The 22,833-nt window shown below is 58.0% G+C and carries 17 protein-coding genes and 2 pseudogenes; 6 read left to right on the forward strand and 13 right to left on the reverse strand.

Going from position 1 to position 22,833, the window contains the following annotated elements; genetic code table 11:
* Positions 1 to 135: 135 nt before the first annotated feature.
* Positions 136 to 711: a hypothetical protein gene (locus A9J21_RS32230; protein WP_231906819.1), complete on the forward strand. Its 576-nt coding sequence runs from the start codon at positions 136 to 138 to the stop codon at positions 709 to 711.
* A gap of 85 nt (positions 712 to 796) precedes the next feature.
* Complete coding sequence (locus tag A9J21_RS05720; protein WP_066732809.1) at positions 797 to 1,219, forward strand: HU family DNA-binding protein; 423 nt, start codon at positions 797 to 799, stop codon at positions 1,217 to 1,219.
* Positions 1,220 to 1,488: 269 nt separating this feature from the next.
* Here the strand turns inward: A9J21_RS05720 and A9J21_RS30725 are convergent, their stop codons facing one another.
* The 4 genes from A9J21_RS30725 to A9J21_RS31400 form a co-directional block, all read right to left on the reverse strand.
* Positions 1,489 to 2,949, reverse strand: coding sequence for a TolC family protein (locus A9J21_RS30725; protein ID WP_307188100.1), 1,461 nt, complete (start codon positions 2,947 to 2,949; stop codon positions 1,489 to 1,491).
* Positions 2,939 to 4,282 carry an HlyD family type I secretion periplasmic adaptor subunit gene (locus A9J21_RS05725; RefSeq protein ID WP_066732811.1) on the reverse strand — a complete coding sequence of 448 codons (1,344 nt, stop codon included), beginning with the start codon at positions 4,280 to 4,282 and terminating at the stop codon, positions 2,939 to 2,941. Before A9J21_RS05725 ends, A9J21_RS30725 begins: the two co-directional genes overlap by 11 nt.
* The gene (locus A9J21_RS05730) at positions 4,279 to 6,438 is read right to left on the reverse strand and encodes a type I secretion system permease/ATPase (protein ID WP_066733093.1); all 2,160 of its coding nucleotides are present in this window, start codon (positions 6,436 to 6,438) and stop codon (positions 4,279 to 4,281) included. Before A9J21_RS05730 ends, A9J21_RS05725 begins: the two co-directional genes overlap by 4 nt.
* 113 nt (positions 6,439 to 6,551) lie before the next feature.
* Positions 6,552 to 10,439, reverse strand: a complete 3,888-nt coding sequence (locus A9J21_RS31400) for a hypothetical protein (protein ID WP_156545692.1) — start codon at positions 10,437 to 10,439, stop codon at positions 6,552 to 6,554.
* A gap of 1,386 nt (positions 10,440 to 11,825) precedes the next feature.
* Here A9J21_RS31400 and A9J21_RS30730 point away from each other — a divergent pair.
* Positions 11,826 to 11,972: pseudogene (locus A9J21_RS30730) on the forward strand (IS3 family transposase); the annotation flags it as partial.
* Between the two features lie 31 nt (positions 11,973 to 12,003).
* Here A9J21_RS30730 and A9J21_RS30735 read toward each other — a convergent pair.
* The 8 genes and pseudogenes from A9J21_RS30735 to A9J21_RS31890 all read right to left on the reverse strand — a co-directional run.
* Positions 12,004 to 12,583 (reverse strand): annotated as a pseudogene (locus A9J21_RS30735) (IS3 family transposase); the annotation flags it as partial.
* Positions 12,584 to 12,891: 308 nt separating this feature from the next.
* Entirely contained in the window at positions 12,892 to 13,281 is a 390-nt protein-coding gene (locus A9J21_RS31405) for a hypothetical protein (protein WP_156545694.1), read from the reverse strand.
* A 33-nt stretch (positions 13,282 to 13,314) separates the two neighbouring features.
* Positions 13,315 to 13,599, reverse strand: a complete 285-nt coding sequence (locus A9J21_RS05750) for a hypothetical protein (RefSeq protein WP_066732822.1) — start codon at positions 13,597 to 13,599, stop codon at positions 13,315 to 13,317.
* 205 nt (positions 13,600 to 13,804) lie between these two features.
* The gene (locus A9J21_RS05755; protein WP_066732824.1) at positions 13,805 to 16,129 is read right to left on the reverse strand and encodes a nuclease SbcCD subunit C; all 2,325 of its coding nucleotides are present in this window, start codon (positions 16,127 to 16,129) and stop codon (positions 13,805 to 13,807) included.
* Positions 16,117 to 16,632 (reverse strand): hypothetical protein, encoded by a 516-nt coding sequence (locus tag A9J21_RS05760; protein WP_066733095.1) that lies wholly within the window; start codon positions 16,630 to 16,632, stop codon positions 16,117 to 16,119. Before A9J21_RS05760 ends, A9J21_RS05755 begins: the two co-directional genes overlap by 13 nt.
* Before the next feature lie 177 nt (positions 16,633 to 16,809).
* Positions 16,810 to 18,264 (reverse strand): DNA repair exonuclease, encoded by a 1,455-nt coding sequence (locus A9J21_RS05765; RefSeq protein WP_066732826.1) that lies wholly within the window; start codon positions 18,262 to 18,264, stop codon positions 16,810 to 16,812.
* Positions 18,265 to 18,355: 91 nt separating this feature from the next.
* Positions 18,356 to 19,669 carry a hypothetical protein gene (locus A9J21_RS05770; RefSeq protein ID WP_066732828.1) on the reverse strand — a complete coding sequence of 438 codons (1,314 nt, stop codon included), beginning with the start codon at positions 19,667 to 19,669 and terminating at the stop codon, positions 18,356 to 18,358.
* On the reverse strand, positions 19,618 to 19,926 hold the full coding sequence (locus A9J21_RS31890) for a hypothetical protein (RefSeq protein ID WP_082926272.1): 309 nt from the start codon (positions 19,924 to 19,926) through the stop codon (positions 19,618 to 19,620). Before A9J21_RS31890 ends, A9J21_RS05770 begins: the two co-directional genes overlap by 52 nt.
* Positions 19,927 to 20,577: 651 nt before the next feature.
* Between A9J21_RS31890 and A9J21_RS05780 the strand changes: the two genes are divergently transcribed.
* The 3 genes from A9J21_RS05780 to A9J21_RS05790 are packed head-to-tail and all read left to right on the forward strand — an operon-like array spanning position 20,578 to position 22,173.
* Positions 20,578 to 21,126, forward strand: coding sequence for a hypothetical protein (locus A9J21_RS05780; protein ID WP_066732830.1), 549 nt, complete (start codon positions 20,578 to 20,580; stop codon positions 21,124 to 21,126).
* A 4-nt stretch (positions 21,127 to 21,130) separates the two neighbouring features.
* Positions 21,131 to 21,748 (forward strand): hypothetical protein, encoded by a 618-nt coding sequence (locus A9J21_RS05785; RefSeq protein ID WP_066732833.1) that lies wholly within the window; start codon positions 21,131 to 21,133, stop codon positions 21,746 to 21,748.
* A gap of 8 nt (positions 21,749 to 21,756) precedes the next feature.
* Positions 21,757 to 22,173, forward strand: a complete 417-nt coding sequence (locus tag A9J21_RS05790) for a polymer-forming cytoskeletal protein (RefSeq protein ID WP_066732835.1) — start codon at positions 21,757 to 21,759, stop codon at positions 22,171 to 22,173.
* A 95-nt stretch (positions 22,174 to 22,268) separates the two neighbouring features.
* Here A9J21_RS05790 and A9J21_RS05795 read toward each other — a convergent pair whose 3' ends face one another.
* On the reverse strand, positions 22,269 to 22,637 hold the full coding sequence (locus tag A9J21_RS05795) for a hypothetical protein (RefSeq protein ID WP_231906820.1): 369 nt from the start codon (positions 22,635 to 22,637) through the stop codon (positions 22,269 to 22,271).
* Positions 22,638 to 22,833: the final 196 nt, after the last annotated feature.

Below are 22,833 nucleotides of genomic sequence, written 5' to 3' on the forward strand. Positions count from 1 at the left end.
CGAAGCGTGCTGGCGGGCTACTGGTGTCCCCGTTGCGCCGGCAAGCCAACGAAGCCAACGCCACACCGACAAGCCTCAAAGTACGGCTTGGACGACTTGCACGCCAAGGCGGCCGAGCACGGGGGAAAGTGTCTCGTGGCCGCCTGGAAGACCGGCCGCGACCATTACCCATTCGAATGCGCGGCTGGCCACCGTTGGGAAGCGATGGGCTACAAAGTTCTCAAGCAAGGGAACTGGTGCCGGGTGTGCACCGACGCCCGACTAGGCGCACAACGGTCCGATGCAGACGGCCTGGCGCGCATTCACGAAGCAGCCAAAGCACGCGCAGGCCAATGTCTGAGTACCGCTTACCATGGAACCAACGCCTCATACCGTTTCCGATGCGCGGTTGGGCACGAATGGGATGCGCTCGGTAACAACATCCTCCAGGGTGGCTGGTGCCGCCTTTGCCGCAACGAGGGACAAAAGCTGGGCATCGAGGCGATGCGTGCATTGGCACGGGAGCGCGGCGGCATTTGCCTATCCGACGTCTATCTTCACGGGAAATCCAAACTCAGATGGGAATGCCATCGGGGCCACGTTTGGGACGCGACGCCCTCCGGCGTGAAGGCGGGCCACTGGTGCCCGTCCTGCGCGATCCTGAACACGATCGCGGCAAAGGGCCAACGCAAGCGAAAGCGCTATGAGGCCGTGGGAAAAGCGCCAGCCTAGCGATTTCCCCGTTGCAAAATGCGTGTCTTCTTCGCTAAGCTCTGCCGATCCGGCACGGTGCCGGCATTCTCGAAACAGGAGCTCCATGGCAACGAAGAAGACGGCCGCCCCGAAGACTGCGGCAAAGAAACCGGCAGCGCCGGCGAAGAAGGCTGCGCCCGCAGCGAAGAAGGCGGCCGCCGCACCCGTGGCAAAGCCGCTGAAGGACACGTTCAATAAGTCGAGCCTGCTCGCGCACCTGGTTGCGCAGACCGAACTGGACAAGAAGACGGTGCAGACCGTACTCGCCCACCTCGAAAGCACGATTGCCAGCGCCATCCACAAGAAAGGGGCAGGCGAATTCACGTTCCCGGGCCTGTTCAAGGTGTCGGCCATCCAGGTGCCGGCAACCAAGAAACGCTTTGGGCGGAACCCTTTCACTGGCCAGGACCAGTGGTTTGCGGCAAAGCCCGCTTCTGTAAAGGTGAAGGTTCGTCCGCTGAAGAAGTTGAAGGACGCGGCGCTGTAAGCGTACGGCGGCGAAGCAATAGAGAGCGCCGCTCCCTATTGCTTAGTCAGATTCTATCGGTACCAGTAGTCATGACCAAAACATAGACTTATAGCGAGTAGCAGCCTCGGGCCTCGGCAGGCAGCTCTCGGCAGCCATACGCGGACATTGAAAAGCTGTTGGGTCAAGGTCTGTTTCTCACTCGAAAGCCGACGTGCACAGCAATGACCAAGTTTGGTCGTGTCAGCCCCCCAACGCGGATTGCAACCTACGTTATACCCTTCACTTATCTAACGATTTGCAATCGCATGGATCTGATCTCCTGCTAGCACCCCGGCGCTTGCCATCAAGCGCAATCGTGTCGACCGCCACTCAGAAAGGCATCTAACCCTCTCCTGCAGTGCATCGGACAAAGCCGATTGCGTCGAAAGTAGCTCAAGGACATCGGCAGCGCCTTTCGCGTAACGGTTTTCCGAAGACCTTACGGCCGAACGTGCGGAATTTAGTAGTCTCTCCGACGCCGTCAAGTTAGCAAGCGCAGAAGTCGCATCAGCATGCGTCTTTACTACGTCTGTCAGCACCTGATGTTCAGTATCCTCAAATTGGGCGGCACGTTGATCCACTTCTGCGTTTGCTCCCACCACCTTGTAGGTTCGCGCAAAGCCCTCGAACAGCGGGATTGTCAGCGAAATTCCCACAGTGGTGACAGTGCTACGCGTTCGCTGAAGTCCCTGGTTTGGATAGCCGTTCTGATAAATATTGCCGGTCAAATCAACGGTTGGTCTTCCTTCGCCCCGAACCTGTCTGACCTTTGCTTGGGCGGCTTCCAATTGCGCGCGAGCTGCAGCGATAGCTGGATGTCGCGCCATCGCTTCGTCTAGCCAACCTTTGAGATCACCGACAGCATTGCCTGGCTCATCTTCCGGCATGTCGGCCAGCTCCACGAATGCTCCACCAGACAGGCCAATAGCATACGCGAGCATTGCAAGCGACTTGTTATAGTCTGCGGCGGCGCGCTGCTCGGCAAGTTGCGCCTTGGCTGTGGCAGTACTAGCCTGCAACGTATCGCTTTGTCCTGCCGCACCTCTACGCTCACGCCGCACCGTCGCCGCGAGTGCATCGTCTGCTAGCTGCCTCGATTCCGTGCGCGCTCCGAATGCTGCCCGAGCTGAAGTTGCTTCAAAATATGCACTTACCACGTTGGAAAGTGTCTTCTGTAGGGCGGCGTCATGTGCGAGCATCGCGGCAACCAATAGCAATCTCGCCGCCTCGTTATTACCTTCGCGGGCGCCGAAGTCAAAGATCCTCCAAGTCAGGCCACCATAGATCGTGTGTCCATTGACAGAACTATTGGCTTCCGGGACCCCGGGAAACTCTGTGCGAGTATGCAACTGCGACAGCGTTGCTGTCGCAGTTGGCAGGTAAGCTGCGCGAGCCTCTCCTACAGCACCAGCCTGCACTTTAATTGCGGCCCATGCTGCGTGGACCTGGGGATTCCGACACAGGGCCAAATCGACAGCGTCACTCAGAGTAAGCGGATGATTAAGCGGCTCGTTCCCCGAGCAGACAACCACTTGGTGGTCACCCGGCAAAATCGCACCTCGATCAAGGACGGGCGGCCTTGTGAATAGCGGATCTTCCATACGTTGCGGAAGATCCCAAGCGGTGGCCAGGTTAGAACCGAAGCTTAGAAGCAACGTCGACAATCCGTAAGCAACCCAAAAGTACCGTTTCCCGGTTTTACCGCTCATGCAAACTTTCCCGTCCATGCTGAATCAGAGGCGATAACACGTACTCGATCACGCGTCTCGTTCCTGTCTTGATGTCCACCATAGCGCTCATTCCCGGTGTCAGGACGACTTGTTTGCCGTCAATATCAAGCGTATTCCTGTCCAGGGCAACCTTGACGGAATAGATCAGCCCCTTCTTCTCATCCTCGATAGCATCTCTAGACACGTGAGTAACGTGCGCTGGCACGGTGCCGTACTTGGTGTACTCAAAGGCATCGATCTTGACCTGGCCTTCTTGACCTTCCTGAACGAACCCCACATCCTTGTTCTCCAAGAACGCCTCGACTTCGACCACGCTCTGTTCGGGGACGATCTGCATGAGCGGCTGCGCTGCCGGTACAACACCACCCACGGTGTGGACGGTCAGTTGCTGCACCGTGCCGTCCACCGGCGCTACCAACTTGAGGAGCTCGCTGTGGACACTGGCCCGCTTTGCGTCCTGCGAGGACTGTCCGAGCATCTTCTTGGCGTCGTTCAAGCTGTCCTGCGCGACCCGTCGTGTCTCCGCAGTAAGGGCAACTTTCTGGTTTCGAGCGCCGACAAGCTGCCCTTCGAGGTCGACCCGTGCCTGTTCCTTCTCTAGATAGGCGTGCCGCGACACGTCGTGACTGCTCGCCAATTCGGCATAGTCCCGCGCACGCTGTGCCGCCATTGGAAGTGCCTCGGCGTATCGACTAATCTCCCCATCCAAGCGCGTCAGCTTGGCCGTATAGTCTCGCCACTGATCCCGCAAGTACTGCTGCGCCTCGCGCCAGCGATCAACGGGCACTTCGTCGAGGGGTGGTAATACTGGCGGCCTTCCATTGTCGATGGCATCGAGCAATGCGCGTGAACGCGCAGCCTGCAACAGTGCCAACTGCGCATCACCAACCGCCTTGTCGTGCTCTGTATCACTCGTGCGTGCGTCCAATTCAACCAGGAGATCGCCAGTCTTGACGGTCTGTCCCTCTTGAACGTGAAGCGCGCGAACGCTGGCGACCTCGACCGAGGCAATCGTCTTCGTACGCCCCGACGGCACGATTTTTCCCTGCGCATTTACTATGATGTCGATTTTTCCCAGTATCGACCACGCCAACAGCGCAATGATCAGCAGCATAAGGATCCGCGCGACCCAGCGTCCGACCGGCGAAACCGGTTGCGCCTGCAGGGACAGTGCCGCCGGCAGAAACTCGGCTTCCTGCGGCAGGAACTTTGGCATGGTGATCGCCATGCGATGCTGCCAAGCATGAGAGAATGCGACGCCATATCGGCGCCATAGGTCTCCCCAAGCCTGAATTCGATGACGCAAACTCATACCGCGCCTCCCTGCTGAAGGGAGTAGAGGTGGGTATAAATGCCCTGCGGACTGTTCAGCAATTCCTCATGGCTGCCCATTTCGGCAATCTGGCCGCGTTCCATGACAATGATGCGATTCGCCTGCCGTACCGCCGACAGCCGGTGGGCAATAATCAAAACAGTCCGCCCTTGGCAGATCCGCCGCATATTGTTCTGAATGATCTTTTCGGACTCATAGTCCAACGCACTTGTCGCCTCATCGAATATCAGGATCCGTGGGTTCGTGATCAGCGCCCGAGCGATTGCAATGCGCTGCCGCTGTCCACCAGACAGGCCTGTCCCATGCTCACCGATGACGGTGTCGTAGCCCTCTGGCAGTTCGCAGATGAAATCATGTGCACCGGCCAGCTTTGCCGCCTCGATGACAGCCTCAAGCGCCACAGCGGGATTGGATAGCGCGATGTTGTCGCGGATAGAACGAGTGAAGAGAGTATTCTCCTGCAGTACTACACCGATTTGTTGTCGTAGCGAAGCTGTGTCGATGATGGAAATGTCCTGCCCATCAATTAACACGCGGCCTCGCTCTGGCACGTATAGTCGTTGCACAAGTTTGGTGAGCGTACTTTTTCCCGACCCTGATCGACCCACGATTCCAACCACTTCTCCCGGTGCGATGGCCAGCGAGATGCCGCGGATGACATCGGGCGCGTCGGGCCGATAGCGAAAGGCGACTTGGTCGAACCCGATGGCGCCGGCCAGCTTGGGTAGACGTGACTTTTGGCCACTGACCTCCGTACGCGCGTTCAGAATGTCTCCGAGTCGGCTCATCGAAATTCCGACTTGCTGAAAGTCGTTCCACAATTGCGCGAGACGCAAGATCGGTGACGATACTTGACCCGCTAGCATGTTGAAGGCGACCAGTTCGCCAACGGTCATCTTGTGGTCGATAACAAGGCTTGCCCCCCACCACATGATTGCTGCGGTCACTAGCTTGCTGATCAACGTCACACCGCCGTTCGCAAGCGTTGCGACGTTTGTCACGGCAAGCCCGGCCGTCACATACCCTGCAAGCTGCTGGTCCCATTTTTGGGTCCATCGCGGCTCTACTGCCATCGCCTTGACAGTATCGATACCGCTGATCGTCTCGACGAGAAAAGACTGATTCTCTGCGTTACGACTGAACTTCACATCCAAACGGGCGCGAATAATTGGTGTGACGACAGCGGACAGCGCAATGTAAAGAGGGATTGAAATTGCCACGATCATTGTTAGCCAGGCGCTGTACCAGAGCATCATCGCCAGGAAAATGAAGGAGAACAAAAGGTCCAACACCACTGTCATGGCATTGCCGGTCAGGAAAATGCGGATGTTCTCCAGTTCCCGCACGCGGGCAACCGAGTCCCCTACGCGGCGTGCCTGGAAGTAAGCCAGCGGGAGGCCGAGCAGGTGGCGGAACAGACGCGCCCCCAACTCGACGTCAATCTTGCTGCTAGTATGAGCGAATACCCACGTACGGATACTCGTGAGCGTGACCTCGAAGAAGATTGAACAGATCAACCCTATGGCAATCACGTTCAGCGTCTTCATGGCGTGATTGACGAGCACTTTGTCCATCACCACCTGGAAGAACATCGGTGTGATGAGTCCAATGATTTGAAGGGTAAGTGAAATCAAGAGGACCTCGCCCAGCAACCCACGATATTTGACTAGGGCGGGAATAAACCACGTGAAATCGAAGCGTGCGGTCTCGCCAGAAAAATTGGACTTTGAGGTTAGGAATATAAGCTCGCCAGACCATATTTCCAGAAACTGCAGTAGCGTCAGTATTTTCGGCGAGGCTCCTGGGCGCTGAATCAGAATTCGCGCGGGTTCGGATTTGGCGTCGTACCTACCCACAACGAAGTACTCCCCATCCTTATCGATACCTATGGCTGGAAGCGGTGTTTGTGCGAGGCGTGTCTCTTGCTGCTTGACGAGCTTTGCACCCATACCGAGATGATGGGCGGCGCGCAGAATTCGGTCGGTGTTGAAGGCGTCGTCGAATCCAAACTGATGCCGAAGCTGAGCTTCATCTGCCACGATGCTGTGTAGGCCGGCAATCATCAATAAGGAAAGCAGACCAGAATCGACTGGAGTCTGTGGGGATGAATGCTGCCCATTGGCTTGATCAGCCATATGGTTGGCTGTTACGACGGACATTGTAATAAACAGACGGAGGATGAAATGGACGCGAGCCGAGTGGAAACCCGGCTCGATTGTCAACGCGGTTGGCTAACCAATGATCGTCGTTAGTGCGCTGCGCCCAATAGCGGCGCCTGACTTACTGGCTGCGGTAGAAGCATCGCACTGGATTGCGCGCTCGTATCGGGCGCAAAGCTACCGAGTGCTGCGACAAGCTGATGCAAACTCGTCTGAACGGCAACGTTGACGTCCCCGCCCTGACCATCAGCAGGATCGATTACGGTCGTGTCGGATGCTACGTTGCCGTCTTCGTCGTACGTAATGGTCTCGGTGGTAACGGAGCCGTCCTCTCCAAGCGTAATGCCAACGATCTGCTGGATTTCGTCATTCGCGCCAACGGCGATATGGCTCACGTCCGCACCTGAAATCGTCGGGACAAGCATGCCACCCAGGTAGACCGAGTTGCCGCCCCCGATGATATCGACGGAAACGCCAGACCCGAGCGAAATGTTCGCACCTTGCGCATAGACGGTATTCGCTGTACCAAAAACGCCGATCGTATCCAGCGCACTGGTGGAGTGGATCGTGTTTCCGGCCCCATAAACATTCGCGTCAGACCCGCCAGTCAATGTTAAATCCGCATGGGTTGCGCTCACCGCATTGTCCTGCCCCGCGAGTACCGCCGAGCTGCCGTCACTCAGCGAGACACTATTGTGGGAGCCATTGACGATAACACTGTCTCCCAAGCTTGAGATGAAATTGTTGTCGCCCGATACTTTGTTATCCGCCAAGCCATTGACCGAAATTTCAGCGGAAGATCCCACAATATTGTTTCCCGAACCCATTACGGTTGCGCGCGAACCATCCCCGACTAGAATTTCGTTACCGCTGCCGTTCACTTGGATGCTACTGTTTTCTCCCATCGACACGGCATTGCCGCTTCCGGACACGCTACCCGATGCCCCCGCGTCAAAATTCACACCATTACCGGCACCGGCAATGGTGATGTTTCCATCATGAACGGTAATATTGTTGTCCGTTGAGACAATCTGCGCCGTACCTGTCACCTCCAGGCTCACGGACGAACCCGCCACTACCGTCGCATTACTCCCCGTGATGGAGGCGCTAGCGCCATCGCCAAGGGTGACATGCTCACCGCTGCCTGTGATAGCCGCATGCGCACCCAAAATCGACAAGTCCCCACCAGACGCATTCACGGTGACGTTGTCGCCAGAAATGCTCGCGGCCATACCGTCACCCAAGGAAACCGTATTGTTGTCGCCATGAAGGGAGACTTGTGTGCCTTGGTTGCGCAGGGTCACCGCGGCTCCGTTTGCGTCCACCTCATGCCCCGTCCCGCTCATTTCGAGCGTAGCGCCTTGCCCGGCGGACACGATGTCACCGACGCCATTGATTGAAGCCGCCGCACCGGCTTCGACAACCACAGCAGCACCCGAAGCATTGACGTTACCACCTTGGTGGACTTCTACAGTGTTGCCACCGCCCTCGAGGTTGACGCCTGCAGACTGTAGGATGACCGTACCATTGCCAACCTTGACCGTCGCCTCTCCGCCATCAAGGGTCAAAGTCGCTCCAGCACCGGCGGTGATTGTGGAGAGCGCCATGTGATCAAGGGTCGCTGAAGCTCCAGCACCGAGTTTTACGTCCAAGTCACTCCCGCCGATATGCGCATTATTACCCTCCACGGCGACCTGTCCATAGTTGGCGTAGACCGTCGAGTTATCTCCATGGACATCGATAGTATTTCCCCCAGAGAAAGCTGTAACCGTATTTCCACTACCATTGATCACCGCTGACGTATTGGAACCGATATCGATGGCATTTTCGCTACCATTTACTGTAAGCGCACCGCCAGCAAACACGCTATTGCCGTTGCCATTCAGCGTCATAGATGTGTCGCTGGAAGCCTGGAGCTTGCCGTTGTCGACGTTAATCGTGGCGCTACCGCTAACCAGATCAATGGCGATGCCTCCCGAATCCCCTGGAACACCAATGTCCACCCTGCTGCCTGGCGCCTCCGAAACGCTGCCAATCGCCGCACCGTTGGGACTAGCAATCGCGACGTTCGTTTCACCACCCGCACTGGTAACTGCGGTCACTACGGCTTGCAGCGATCCGCTCTGATCGAAGTGGTCCGTGACCACATCTCCTCGGCCGTCGTTCACATACGTTTGCGATCTGCCATCGGAGAACTTAACCTGTCCGGAGCTAGAACCGTCATTGTTAAAGACGTCCGAACCCGAAGAGTTAGTGCTGTGATCGACCCACTTGTCGGCAGTGAGGTTACCCTCCGTGTTGTAGTAGTTGGTGCGCTCATCGCCGGTGTAGCTACTCGCATATGTACCAATCACGTGGCCACTCGGATCGTATGTGGTCACTTGCGCCGACCCATTAGGGTCGTCTACTCGAAGGGTATATGAAGTCAAGGCACCGTTTTGGTCGTAATACTGAGTTGCCGTCTGCGATGCCCCGTCAACAACGGCGACTGTGTAAGCTGCTGTCGATCCGTTTGCAAAAGTCGTATTCCCCGTGGTTAATTGGCCTGCAGGATCCGTGTACTCAGTAGTACGACTCCCGTCCTCTCGAACATAGATCGAAGATTGACTTCCATCTGCATTGAACTTGGTAATAGTTTCGTTACCTCGACCATCGCGATCTGTGTAAGCAATCTCTTGTCCGCCATCGACAGTAGCAGTCTGTCTGGAAGAGTAGTTGTAGGAGCCATCTGTGCCCCAGATTTCGGACGTGTAGTCACCATTCGTTGCATTTACCGTCGACTTCTCGGTGACAATTCCGTTGCCGTCAAAATAGGTCGTACTCCGTACGCCATTCCCGTCGTCTCGATAGGCACTTGAGGTTCCGTCAGCACTAGTCGTCGTTCCGCTACTCGATCCATCCGCATTATAGATATTCGAACCCGACGAGCCGTCGGCACGCGTCCAAGTGTCCGCAGTCGGAGTTCCTGTAAGGGAGTCATAATGCGTAACCGTTGTGTTGTACCCTTGCGTCACGTTGTCATACAACGTGACCGTCTCCGTCAATTTCTCGCCGTTTGATCCGTACCCATAAGAAACGGAGGATTCCATGCGTCCGTCTGTCCCGTAGCTTTCTTCATGCGCTACCCGTCCGGCGCTATCCCGCCACGTCAGATCGGTCAGCTCACCGCTGCTGTCGTACGTCATATACAGGCCGCCGGACTCACCCTGAATCGACGTTGTGGTCGATCCATTGGCATTAGTCACATGAGCAACTTCGTCCGATCCGCCATCGCCGCCCTCATGACCGTCTTGAGCGATCTGATCCAAAGCGCGCTGCAAATCAGAGGCACGTCGAGAAATGTCGCCTGGGTAAGAGACAGCCTGCTGGGTATTAGCGATATAGTTGACAATGTCTTGGACAGACAAACCTGCCCCCGCCGTTAACTGCAGGGTCTCGCGCGTCGCCGCCGTAATAGCATTGCCCTCTAGATAGCTCAGCATGCCGTTCGGTGTTGCCTGATCGCCACGCAGCCCGGAAATATTGAACTGATTGTCGAAATCCATAAGCCGAAGCTGAAGTTCGCGATCTCCCAAAATGGCGTCAAAGACGCTCGGATTTGTCTCTCGGAGGATCGAAAGCAGTCGATCGAGACTATCGAGTCGGCGATCGAGAATGGCCGTCGTATAGGTGTTGACATCATTACGGTGCGCATCAAGCAGTGCATTTAGTGAAGCAAGTTCGCTTTGAGGAATTGGTCCGCCACTTCGTAGTTTATTGATCTGCTCTGTCGTAAAACCGATAGATGCAAGAAATCCCTGCGTGGGCGCCTGCCCAACGTCGGCTTGCACCACACCAAATGACCAAGCACTTAGACCACCAGCATTACTGAAACGATAGACGTTGTTCGAATTTCCAGATAACTCTGTATTGAAGAACATCGTACGCATGTCGGCGATCAGCACCGCGCGGTCATTTCGATCGAAGTTCGTGGGCATGGACGCATTTCCTTTTAGTAAATTTTTTCAAAAAATTTAAAACACCAACTCGTCTTCTGGGATGCGTCCACCCTATCCGCCGGCCGGACAGTTCTGTTTCACAAAGCGCTCAACACTTTCGTCACTGATAACGAACCCAGAGAACCTCGTGGTCATTCTTCCCACGAGTCGATCGTCGCAGATGAGTATCTTGGCAGTCTTACTCACAGTGCTCATCTCACAGATGGCGCCATAGCTCAGATCCTTTCCCGCTCGAAGAGCCTTCACGTGTGAACATTCATGGAGGGTTGCGGATATTCCATACTGTCGCAAATGTCGTTCGAGCAGTGAAGTTACCTGGCGGATTGTGGAAATATCGGTCACACTCTCGGTTTCCACGCCCTGCGCAAATACGGACGAACTACAAGCTGTCGCGATCGCAATGGCGAGAGCCATCGATATTCGATAACCAACAAGCCTACTACCGCGAAAGACATGACTATGTGTGTCTCTTGGTTGCGGATACTGAAATACGTCTCTCGCCATACAATCTCCATATAGTTGCCGAAATAAAAATATCTCATCGATATAATTCGTGATTTTGCAACGATAAGCTCTAACACCGAGCGTTCACGGATCGATTGTCCTGTAGTTCTGGTCTGTTGACAGATTTCTGACCCCGGCGCCCAGAGTCTCCAATCCTTTTAATTGGGCATGCAACTAGTAGACGTGGCCGCCCTTCACAGACTTCATTTTTTAGTTCTCGCCCCGGCGTGAGTTGCTACGGCATTTGGCAGCAGTCGATAGTCCCCTCCCGGCGTTGAGCAAATCCTAAGCAGCCTATCTTGTAATGCGCCGTACTTTGGGACGGATATGTATCATCCTAGGCTTGGTCGATACGAGCGTAGTCAATCGTGTGGGGCCGCTTCGACATTTTTCCCGATCTATTCGCTACTTTTCTCTTGAGAATTTTGATGCCGTCAGATCCTAGCAGGCATTACGTACACTTAAGGATCCCACGAAGTGGGGTGTGTGCTTTCGAAACAACACGCTTAGCTTTCCCGGTTCAGCTGTGCTTATACTTGCCTTCAAAACAATACATTTTCGATGTGGAACTTCGTTAGCTCAACTACACCGGTTTCTTTCGCCATCCATTGGTGCAGCGTAGAAGAAGCGCGGATATTGTATTGAATGAAAGATATCCATCTGGTATCGAGGATGTTTTCTGATTAGCTTTTTTATCTCAATCCCTGCCTACAGACGGAAGGAAATCGGACACGTGCCTTGTGGTTATGTCGGAATTCTGCTGCGCGAGTCTCGCGGGTATCGTTGCTCGATGAAGCCGCTCAATGGCGTACCCCGTGCCCGACGGGTTCGATCCAGATTCTTTTCAGCTATCGATCATGCATCGCTTATATGGACAAGCCTGGCGCGCCAAGGGCGCTTTCGCGTCTGGCTGTTGCGTTTGAGCATTACAACGAGCGTCACCTGCACAAAGCCCTGAAATACCGCTCGCCTCGCGACTTCAGACGGGCTGCTGCGTCATCAACCTAACGGTGTCCGAATGTCATGAGTTACAGGGGCAACTCCAGTCCGCCACCCATTTCTGGTTCGGACTGTCTGCCTGGAACTGGCGGTTCAGCATGTTGCCGGCGATCGCGCTGCGTGCACCGGCATGCCGCCGCAGCCCACGGCGTCGGGGTCGGGCTCGCAGACCCTGAATCTGCATGAGCCGTTCGATGCGATGCTGGCCGCAGCGATAGCCCAGCGCCAGCACGTCCCGCCAGACACGGCGAGCGCAATAGGTCCTGTCGCTGGCCATGAAGCTTTGCCGAACCCGCTCGCCAAGAACCTCGTCGTCTTGACTGCGCTGGCTGCGTGGCCGGTCTAACCACGCGTAGAAGCCATTACGCGAGACACCGAGCGCATCGCACATCAGATTCACGGGCCAGATACCTCGGTGTTTCGCCACGAAGCCGATCTTCACATCGACTCCCTGGCGAAGAAGGCTGCGGCTTTTTTAGAATGTCGCGCTCCATCCGGAGCTTCGCCACTTCTTTCTTCAACCGTTCAATTTCGGCCAGTTCCGACTTCATCACGCCGTTGCCAGGAAACGCCTGCTGTGGATCCGCCGACAGGATGTTCCTACCAACTGAGCGGTCGCGCTCAACACCAATGCGGGAAATTTCCGGCGAACTAAAATGGCATACCACGCGGCAAAGAGAATAGGATTGGCCAGCCATATCCAGCTTTCAGCCCTCCCTGAAACCAAACCGAGTGGCCCAAGAAATAACACCTCCCAACTTGGCCACGCCGCGCACTCTCCGTTGACGCAAAAACTCCCTAGCGGCAGGCATGCCACATACGGGCCGACGCACAAGTTCTCCCTGTTCGCCAGAGAAGAACTGACCTGCTGCATCACCATGCTCGATGCCCAATTTGTACTGGACAATCGCGCAAGCAGCGTTCATAGCTAGTCCACTTCGCTTACGAGTAGCGCGCTACGTTCGATACTGATGGACATCCATTCGCCAAGCGCACGTCGCACAACTTCCGCTGCCTGGTTGAACGTTGCAGTGCTCGACTCCGAGTTGCGCGGAAACAGTTGCAAGAATTCTCCATCTTTGTTGCAAAGACCACCGAGACACCGCGTATGGAGGTGAGATTCCAGCTCAGCAAACGTCGTTGTCGTGGGCGGGACTTGCCCAGCCGCGACGCACACCTTAATTTCGTTTTTATCCAGCTCAACTGCGCGGGCAATACCGGCCTCCTGCGCCGGCGTGAACGATGCACATGAGATTGTCATGATGAGGTTCCCAAAAAAGGAAAGCCCGCCAACACCTTTGGAGGTGGGCGGGCTCAATGAATAGTCGGGTCCAAGACCCGGTGAACGAAGTTAGGCAGCTTTGCGTGCCGGCGGCAACAGGCCGAACTTGGCCAGCGCCTTCAGATTGGTTTCGATGTAGGTCACCATGCCGTCGATCTTTACCGCGAGGTAATGATCGAAGCACGCAGCGTCCTGCGAAACCTCCACGTTCTTCGCAGCCTGGAACACCTCCAGCAGCGCAGCACGTTCCACGTTGTCACCCTGCCATCCGAAGATGCGGATGAACGTGTGGATCTTCCGGCGCCGCGGCAGCAACTTCTCGGCCTCGTCGGCCGTGACAAATATCTTCGACATACTTCAGAGCCTAAAAACAGGGCTACGCCTGTGTGGATAACGGTTGCGGGTTGCCCAAAGGCACCCCTTCGGAAGGGGGGATATGAACCTCATGACGCCGGATTGGACGGAAACGGCGAGAAGACATTCCCAGACATTTGAAACAAAAAGAAATGCCCGCTCCCTTTCGGGAAACGGGCATATAGTTAGTGGATGGCGCGGGGCGCTACTGCACCGCCAGCGCAACGACATCGATAACGCCGTCGGCATCGTCTACCAGGTCGGGCGTCTGCGAGATAAAAAACTCCCGCTGATACCCACCAACTCGCAGCACTTCGCGCTTCATCTTCATGAAGGCGCGCTTGCGCTCCGGATCGAGCGGACCGTCAGCTTCATCGGTGAACAGCGTCTGGAAAGGCTGCTGCGCGTCCTGCGCCCGATACAGGGCGATTCCGCGCGTCAGGCACTCATTGATCCAGACCTTCTGGCCACCTGACATCACACCGAACTCCTTCGTGGTGTCGTTGTCGGCGTCGATCACGTTGATGGAGAAGCCCTCGCGCAGCTCACCACTGGCCAGTGCCGTCTGCGTTTGAATCGCGATGGTGAATCGCGGTCCATAGCAAGCCAGCAGCAAGTCATTGACGATCTGCGTGATGGCCGGACCCGCGTCATCGATGGACAACGCGATGACGCCATCGTTGCCGAGTCCTTTGGCAAGCAGCTTCCATTGCGCGATCTGGTCAGAGATCGCCTGCGCCTTCGCCTCTAGCGCCGGCATGCCAGCAAGCTCAGAGTCCAGACGCTCACGCTCCGCCACCAACATGCTCTCCTGCCGAATCAGTGTTTCGATCCGGCCGGCAAACGCCGCGACAGCCTCCCGGCTGTCTGCGATCTGGCGGTCCAGCTGGGCCAGCATGCCGGTCACGTCCTCTGTGGCCAGCGATGCCAACTCCCGACGCACCGCTTCGAGCTGGGATTGCACATCCGCGATATCGCGCTTGTGACGCTCGATTCGGGACGCATTCTCCTGGCTCAATGCTGTCAGATCGCGTTCGGCCTGCGCCAGCCCTCCCCGCGCAGCCTCCAGCAACGGCTTCTTTGCAGCCGTCGCCGTGAGGCGCTGCAACAGCTGCTGGTCACGCACGAGATGCGCCTCCAAGGCGGAAAGTGCAGCACGCGCCGTGACTCGCTCCGAGAGCGTGCTTTGCATCGCTTGCATCTGCTCCTGCTTCTTCCGATAGCTCTCGCGCAGTGCCTTGACTGATACAACCTGATCACCGAGCTTGGCCTTGGCACTGCGAGCCTGCGCCAGCAGTGGACAGGCGGCGTGCATGGGATCGTCCCGGCATGGCACGGTATCAATGACATCAGCTTGCAGCTTCAACGAATCGGCTAGCTTCGCGCCGGCGATGCCTTGCTGTTCCAGCCCCTTGAGCTCTGTACTGAGCGCAGCATGCTCGACCTGGACGGCATCGAGCTTCTCCACGATCGCGCGCTGGCGGGCAACTTCATCCTGCCTCCGGCCAATGGCCAGTTGCACGATATCCCTCTCGCCCGCAGCCGCCTCAATGTCCGCCGCCTCTGCCAGAACCAACCGATGGCTTGCGGCTTGCCGATCCAGATCGCGTCGGCGCGCCAAGGCACGTCCAGCCGCATCCTGTTCATCGTTGATCAGCGATGCGCCACGCTTGTCCAACTCGCCCTTGCGCTGGTTCAGTTCCCGCAACCGCGCTTCGGTACCGGCATTGGCGGCCTGTTTTGCCGCCAGCGTCGCGCGCTCCTGTAAGAGCTTCGCGCCATTGGACGTTTCCGCATCACGCGTATTGCGCTCGGCGTCCAAGGTCTCGCCCACCTGCCAGATCTCGCGGGCCACCACAACCGCACGATCGCGCTTCCCCGTAAGGATCAGCACGTCGCGCTGCAGGGTTTCCAGTGAGCGGGTAAGCAGCTTGGCGACCTCGCCGGCCTTCACCGACAAGTCACGCAAGTGATCGATCCCGAGCAACTCGGCGAGTAGCTTCTTGATTTCCCCTGGCTGATAGCTGGCCAGCGGTCGCCGGTTCTGGGCAGAGAACACACTGGTGAAGAAGGCCTCGGGAGACCCCAAGACGGCTTCCAGACACCGGTTGTAGGTGTCCGCCTTGCCGTCCGACAGCGTGCCGTCGGCCATTTGGAACGGCTTCCAGTCGCCATCGGCTTCCTTCTCAAACAGGTAGTACTCGGCCTTGCGGCCCTTGCCAGGGTTGCGAAACGCGAACGCGGAGCGGTATGTCCTTCCGCCGTGCTCCCATTCCAGATCCTTCTCCGCGCGCGGGGCGCAGAGATGGTCCCAGTACGAGAAAGCGTCGGCCGACATCTTGCTCGCGTGGCTCGGCATGATCGGAAACGGATGCAGGTTGTCCATGATCGTTGTCTTGCCCGCCCCGTTGGGACCGACAAGGGCGATCAGGCCTTCGGGCAGCGTCGACAGGTCGACCGTGATGCTATCCCGATGCATGCCGTCGCGGATCCCGTGGAACCCCGAAAGCGTCAGCTTCAGTGGGCGCATTCGGACACCTCCGAGCCGTCGAAGGAATGGAGATAGTCCGACGGCACTTCCATGGCATCCTCATCCCAGGTCGGAACGTCAGGAAGCGCTGGCGCGTCCTGCTCAGGCTTATCGGCGATAGCTCGCTCAACTGAGCGTCGCGCTGCCGAAAACTGTTTGGCTGCAAGCTTCATGACAGCGTCCCAGTCCTGCTCGCCCGTAAGAGCGCGCAGCTCCAGCTCGCTCCACTGCGATGCCAAGCCATTGGAGAACGACCAGATCAAGTCCTGAAGTTCCTTGGACGGCGCCACGGCGAAGAAGGTGTTACCACCCGCCTCGCCCAAGGCCATCACCAGCATGTGGTCGCGCTTGGCGATCACAGCGCCTCGGCCGGGGCCGAACGGCTCATACATCATGCACTGCGTAAAGCCATGTTGCTCGCAAAGGCGTTTGGCCATGTCCGAGCGGTTGATAAAGGTTTCCTCGACAAAGAGCCACTCAGGCCCCGCGTGGTAGAGAATCATCTTGCACTCCAAAGAAATGACGGAGTGCGCCCCGGACGGGATGCACCCGCCTGGGTAGTAGATAAGAAATGGGTACTGCTGGGTCGATGCGTCAGGGACGCGGGTAAAACCAGTTTTCGACAACCTCGAAGGCTGTCGGAACATGGCTTTCGCAATGTTCTAGGGATTGGCGTATTGCTACGCGAAAAGATCGTCGGTCAGCCAGTTCATCGGCGTGACCGCGGTCGAGATGGGTGGTGCAGGTTCCGTTACCGAGACAGCAGGTGTCGCATCTGGCGCGGAAACAGCTTCATCCAGTTCCAACTCCCGCAGTTTCGCAATGAAGGGCAGCGCAGCAGCTTTCACAGCGTTCACCTCCTGGGTAGCCGGGACGGGCATCTCAGCAAGGCCAGCAAGCACTTGATCGGCAATCACCTGTGCATCGAGGTTCTGCAGCATCGACAGACTGTCCAGCAACGGATTTGCATCGGTGCCGGTCAACTCGCACCATCGCCCCAGCTTCTCGGACAATGTTGCGGCCCGGCTGATGCCTTCGGCGCGGCTGCGAACCGCAGGCAGCACGCGCGCTTCGAGCTTGACCTCCGCACTGGCGCCAAAGAGCGCCTCGATGGCGTCGCGATCCACTAACTGGCGATGCTCCTCGTTGACCGTCCAGCGCACGCGCACGTACTTGTGCGCAGCGTCGGTGGCCATCTCCGCGAGCTTTGCCATGTCAGGCGGCCCGTCGAAGTCGATGCATACGGTCTCGCTTGCCGGCGTCTTCACTTGGGTAGCTACCGCCTGCCCCGGTGAAACCTGCCACTGCAGATAACCTTTCGCGCCGATCTCGCCATAGTGGAACCGTCCGATTGAGCCCGGATAGGCAACCACCCTGCCCTCACGTTCCCACTGCTGGGCACGATGAATGTGCCCGAGCATGAAGCCATCGCAGTTAGCATCGAACAGCGCGCCGATGGTGAACTCTTGGTCGAGTCCAGCCATCGGCACGCCGTGCTCCGTCTGGCAACCGTTGACGGTACCGTGCGAAACACCGATCGTACGAATGCCCTGTGACCGCCATTGACGATTCACAGCGCCCGCAGCTGCCAGATAGTTAGCCAGGTGGTCGCCAACCGCCGTCGCAGCGTTCGCCACGCCGGCAGCGGCCGCCAAGACGGCCTTGTTGACCGTCGGCACGCAGGTGAAGACGACTTCCGGCAAACCGTGCAGCGTCAGCAGGCGGTCCATTTCCGCATGGCTGAAAATCGCGCCATCGCTCGGAAAGAACGCCTCGCCAATGAGTGCGACCTGGTGAATCCGATCCGCGACGTACACGGGGCGACTTGCACCGATCAGTCGAAACAGATCCAGCGTGCCGGGCGGTTCGTGGCTAAAAGTGCCCTGCAACATTAGGACAGGCATGTGGGCAGACAACTGGTGGACCCGCCGTGCCAGCGCAGAGAGCGCCGGCGTGTGCGCATCAAGCCTGTGATCCGTCGAGTCACCCGATACGACGGCTACATGGCAGCGACTTGCGATCGCGTCCTCTACCGCAAAGCCAAAACAACGATCCGCCTCCGCCAAGTGGCCGGGTGAATAGTGCAAATCAGAGAAATGCGCTGCAAGCAGGCTTTCGCCTTCGTTGAGCATCATGGAACCTCCAAGGGAATGTGCCGGCATGCAGCAAGAAGGAAAAAGGGAAGCCCATAGGCTTCCCTCAACTGCCGGCACAAGGCTGGCGATGTTACGTAGCGACGTCAGCAGCGATGGCCGCCACCTGCTCGCGGAAAGCCATCGGATTACCCAGGGCGGTGCGCAGTTCATCCAAGAACCGTTGCACATCCTGATCGCGCTTGGACCAACCGCGCCCAAAGGTCGCCGTTGCGAAGGCCTTCAGTTGTCGGGTGCCATCCTCGCTATTGAGCCCAAGACGCTGCACAAGATCGAGATACTCGCTCTCCAGGTCCTGGTTACCCGATTCCGTACCGGATGCGAGCGCCGGCCCAGCGGGCTGATCGACACCAACCTCCGACGATCCGACGTGCGGGTCATCAGTGGCACCGGCATCGACGTGCAGAGGAACTTCACCGTCTCCTTCGAGCATAGCGACCGCCTGTTCCGCCAACTCTAGAGCCGGCGGGCGCCGGTCCGAGCCATCGAGCAACGCCGCAATATCGATTTCGGCATCCAGGGTGATGAGCCATTGCATCTGGCGCACCGGCATGCCGGTGTCGTCAATACGACTGATCTCGATCTCCTGCTTGGACATCCAGAACTTGACGCCGACGAGCCTGCCGCCGCGGGCCATCGCTACGGTTTGCATGGCGGCATGCGCCTTCTGCAAAACGTAAATGGACGTGGTTGGCATTTCGATGAGGCCGAGGCCAGAGATATGCGGGATCGCGAAGAAGAAGCTGGCCGAGAGGCTGCAATGACCAGTCTGATACTGCGGACATTCTTGAGGGTCGCAGATGCCGTCCGGAATCGCTTCGTCCTGGCGCAGGATGATCTTGCGTCCGCCCCAAGCGCGCTTCGCCCGGTTGGCCCGCTCATCACGAACTGCCGGCGCGTACATCTTGCAGTAGCGCATGCCGTCGGGACCGTACTCGGAGAAGAATTGCCGACCGCTTTTAGTCCACGACACGAGTTGGTTCGGCATGTTGCTCAGCCAATCGTCAAACGCGAAGACAACGGGGAATCGCCAGAGGCGGTGTCCATTGCCATCGCCACGATCCTCACCGTAGCGCTGGACAATATTGTCGGCCACGGCAGGGTTGGCGAAGTCGGAGCCGCGGCAGGTGAACCACGGGACGTTTTTGGGAACCAAGGGTGTTTTGATGCCGGTCGCACGGGTGATCTCGGCACCAATGCGCTCGAAACTCTCGCCGCGGGCAAGAAGCGCATCGTGGATCTTTACGGCCTGTTCTCGGTCCCGGGCAGCCTTCGTCAGGACTTTCATGCCGGGCCGGATTTTGCCAATGATGGGCGGCCGCATGGGCCGCTCTTCTAGCAGGCTTCGGCGTCCGCCGGGCTCGCTGTAGCTGATGGGTGCATGCATGCGTTTCTCCTGTCCAGGAATTGAACGACTTTTGCCCGGATGGACGCAGCATGCTCCCGAAGGCGCAGGGCTGTGTCGGCCCCGCGCTGGGTCGTTACGCGATTAAGGAAGTCCGCGCGTGCGGCTTCCGGAAGACTGGCGACATATGCCGCCTCACAAAGGGAGCGCCAGGCCTGCGGCATGTCCCGGTATTCGGGACGGCGCAGATCCAGCGTGGCCGCGATCGCGGCGGAAATCTCGGCGTTCTGGTGGTGCATGAATTGCTCCTGGAATCGAGGTCTCTCATCCAGAAACAAAAAAAGCCCGCCCCGGTTTGCGCCGGCAGCGAGCTTTGATGGCAGGAACCCGAACTGCCACGCCCCTTCCGGGGGCGTGGCACTCAGGGAGCGGCGCACTAATGCGCGCGGCTCTATGTTGAGGACGTAAAGTCGCCCTCGTGCAGCATGGTCACGCTGCACAACAACCCTTTTCGCGAACCCACAGGTTCGGCCGCAGGTTCACGGATCGGCTCGACGTCTGCCGTTCTGCCTAGGAGGGGCCTTTGAGAGAGCTCCACATGGTCCCAGGCTCGAACGGTGTCCCAGCGTGCACTCATAAGGAGGCACAGCGAGGAACGCGTATTACGAGCTGATGAGGGGAAGTGTTCGGCGAAAACACTTAGCACAAGAGATATCCACACTGGTAGCCAACCAGTCGGCGCGTGCGCAAATGCACGACTTGAACAAAGAGATGGACTCGCCAGGAGTCAGAGTCGATGCGTCAGTGACGCTAGGTGTGAAAGCATTGTGGCACAGGACTTTCTTTCAAAACTGGCGAATGCTCGCCTATTTCGCGTAGCTTTCAAAGTCATGTGGTGTCCGTTCTTGTCCGACAATTTCGATTGAGAGAGCATCCAAAGACATGGACAAATGGCCGAACAAGATCCGCCCAAGAAACCCATCACTGGGCTCAGGCCCATTGAGCGCCTGAACAGCGAGGAACGCCTTAGCCGACTAACACCGGCAACGGCGTCCGCCACCCAACACGAATACTGCTCCAAGTTCGCTCGTGACTTCCTGGACGCGCATTTTTACTATTGCTCGTCCAAGTTTGTCGTCGCGCGCGGCGGGAAGGTCAAGGCGCTCGATGAGGCGTTTCGAGATGCAGAGGGATGGTACGCCAAGGCATTGGAGTGGATTGGCAGCAAGGACCAGGTCGAGATTCCACTGTTCTACGAGAGCCGGGAAGTCCAGGTCTCGCACTCTTTTGCCGGCCGCCTGCTTCGCTTGCTCATGCAGTACGACAGGCTATTTGCCGAGACCCTCTACGGCGTGAACTGCGAATCCATCCCCGCTGAGGCGCGTGAGAACACCACCGCGGTCGCCGCCAAACGAATCAAAGCCATCCAGCAACTGTGCATCCCGGACACCGACAGGTTCGCTCCGGATGGCACCCTCCTCAACTCTCCCCGGAACTAGACCCATGGACATGCGCGAGATCGAGCAATTGCATGCTCAGTACGCCCAACCCACCCTGACCATCGACATTTCGCACTCGCCGGCCCGCACGGCGCCCTCGCAGTTTCGACTGGGCAACGGGACGAGCGCCTCTGGCGCTGATGGCATCTCTGCCTCTACCGGCGGTGGCAAGTCCGTAACGCCGCGAGCCCTGTGGGCCGTCGTATTCGCGGTCGGCGCGGCCGCTATGTTCCTCATCGGTAGCTCGATGGGCAAGCGCGACGCCCGTGGCCAGAATGCGCAACCTTCGGCAGTCGTGAGCGCGCCCGAACCGACGCCCGCGGCGCCCATCGATGCGCAGTCGGGCTCCGCACCGCACGAGTGGCCAGTGCGCACTGACGCGGCCAGCGCGGCCGCCGCTGTGCCTAGATCCGCCACTGCGACGCCAGCGTCCGCTGCCGACACCGCGAAAATCACGTTACCCGCGCAGGAGCCGCCTAAGGTGTCCTCGCCCCCGCCAAAGGCCGCTGCCGCGTCGAGTTCCGCGCCGGCAAAGGCTGCTGCGCCCATTGCGCCTGCGCAGAGCCCCCGCCCTGCTGTCTCGCAGCAGCCCGCCTCCGCCCGCGATATCAAACTGTTCTAAGAGCGCCAATGACCAGTACTCCAACTTTCAGCGTCCTGCGCGCCGGCATGAGCATTCACGGCGACCTCGTATCCGAGGACGGCTTCACCTGCCTTGCCCTCGTTACCGGCAACGTCAGAGCGACCCACGGCCTTCTCCATATCGGCCGTGGAGGTGTCGTGCACGGGGACGTTGAGGGTGAGCACATCATCATCGACGGGACCGTTGAAGGCGACGTCAAGAGCCGTGCCTCCCTCAGGATCAACGGGCGGGTGATCGGTCGCATCTTCTATGCGGGCACCATCCGTCTCGGTGAAAACGTGACGCTCGAGGGCAGCTCCATTACGCGGGTACCTGCGGTGGGCTATGTGCCACCATCCCCCTCCAACGAGGGGGCCTCCTCCATCCGTATCGACGAGACAGGGACGCCCAGCCCGAGTCCTTGAGGAACATGTTCCTTTCAAAAATGGCGAAAGCGGCGGTCTGAGACCCTTCTTTCAAAAGCAAAAGGCCCGACAACACTGGTGTCGGGCCTTCTTGCTTAATGCACACGCCGCAGCGTCATCAATTCTGCTTGCGTGAAAACACCAGGGAATGTGATCCACGGAAAATCAATCGCGTTTCCGGGATCCCTGAACGATAGATAGGGAAAGTTTCCATCCAACTGTACACGGAAGATGCGGCGGAGGCGTTTGCCTCTGACTTCGTAAAGCACCCCATGTATCAGGTCAAAGACAACTGCGCCCTGACTGAAGGTCGCGGAAGTACCCTGGTTCTGCTGGAATCGCAGGTCCATCCAGGTGTCGTAGCTGAGGGTCGTCAGGCGATCGCGGGCCTCGACGAGCCACGCGGTGTAGAGGCCTGAGAACTGGTCCTTCTCCAGGCTGGAGATCTCAACGGTTTGGTGCACGAGTCGCTCCCGTACTCGCTGCACCCTGTTCCCCGCCGTGCTACGGCAAACGTATTCGCCCCGTAGCCTGGCTATCGCGGCATCGTCTCCGCGAAAAAGCCAACGCGGATATCGTGTGTAGAAGTCAATGTGGAACATGGCAACGAGCAAAAGAAAAAAGCCCCGGGCTGTGCCGGGGCTTTAAGACCTGAAACGA

The organism is Cupriavidus sp. D384 (assembly GCF_001652915.1).
Taxonomy (GTDB): domain Bacteria; phylum Pseudomonadota; class Gammaproteobacteria; order Burkholderiales; family Burkholderiaceae; genus Cupriavidus.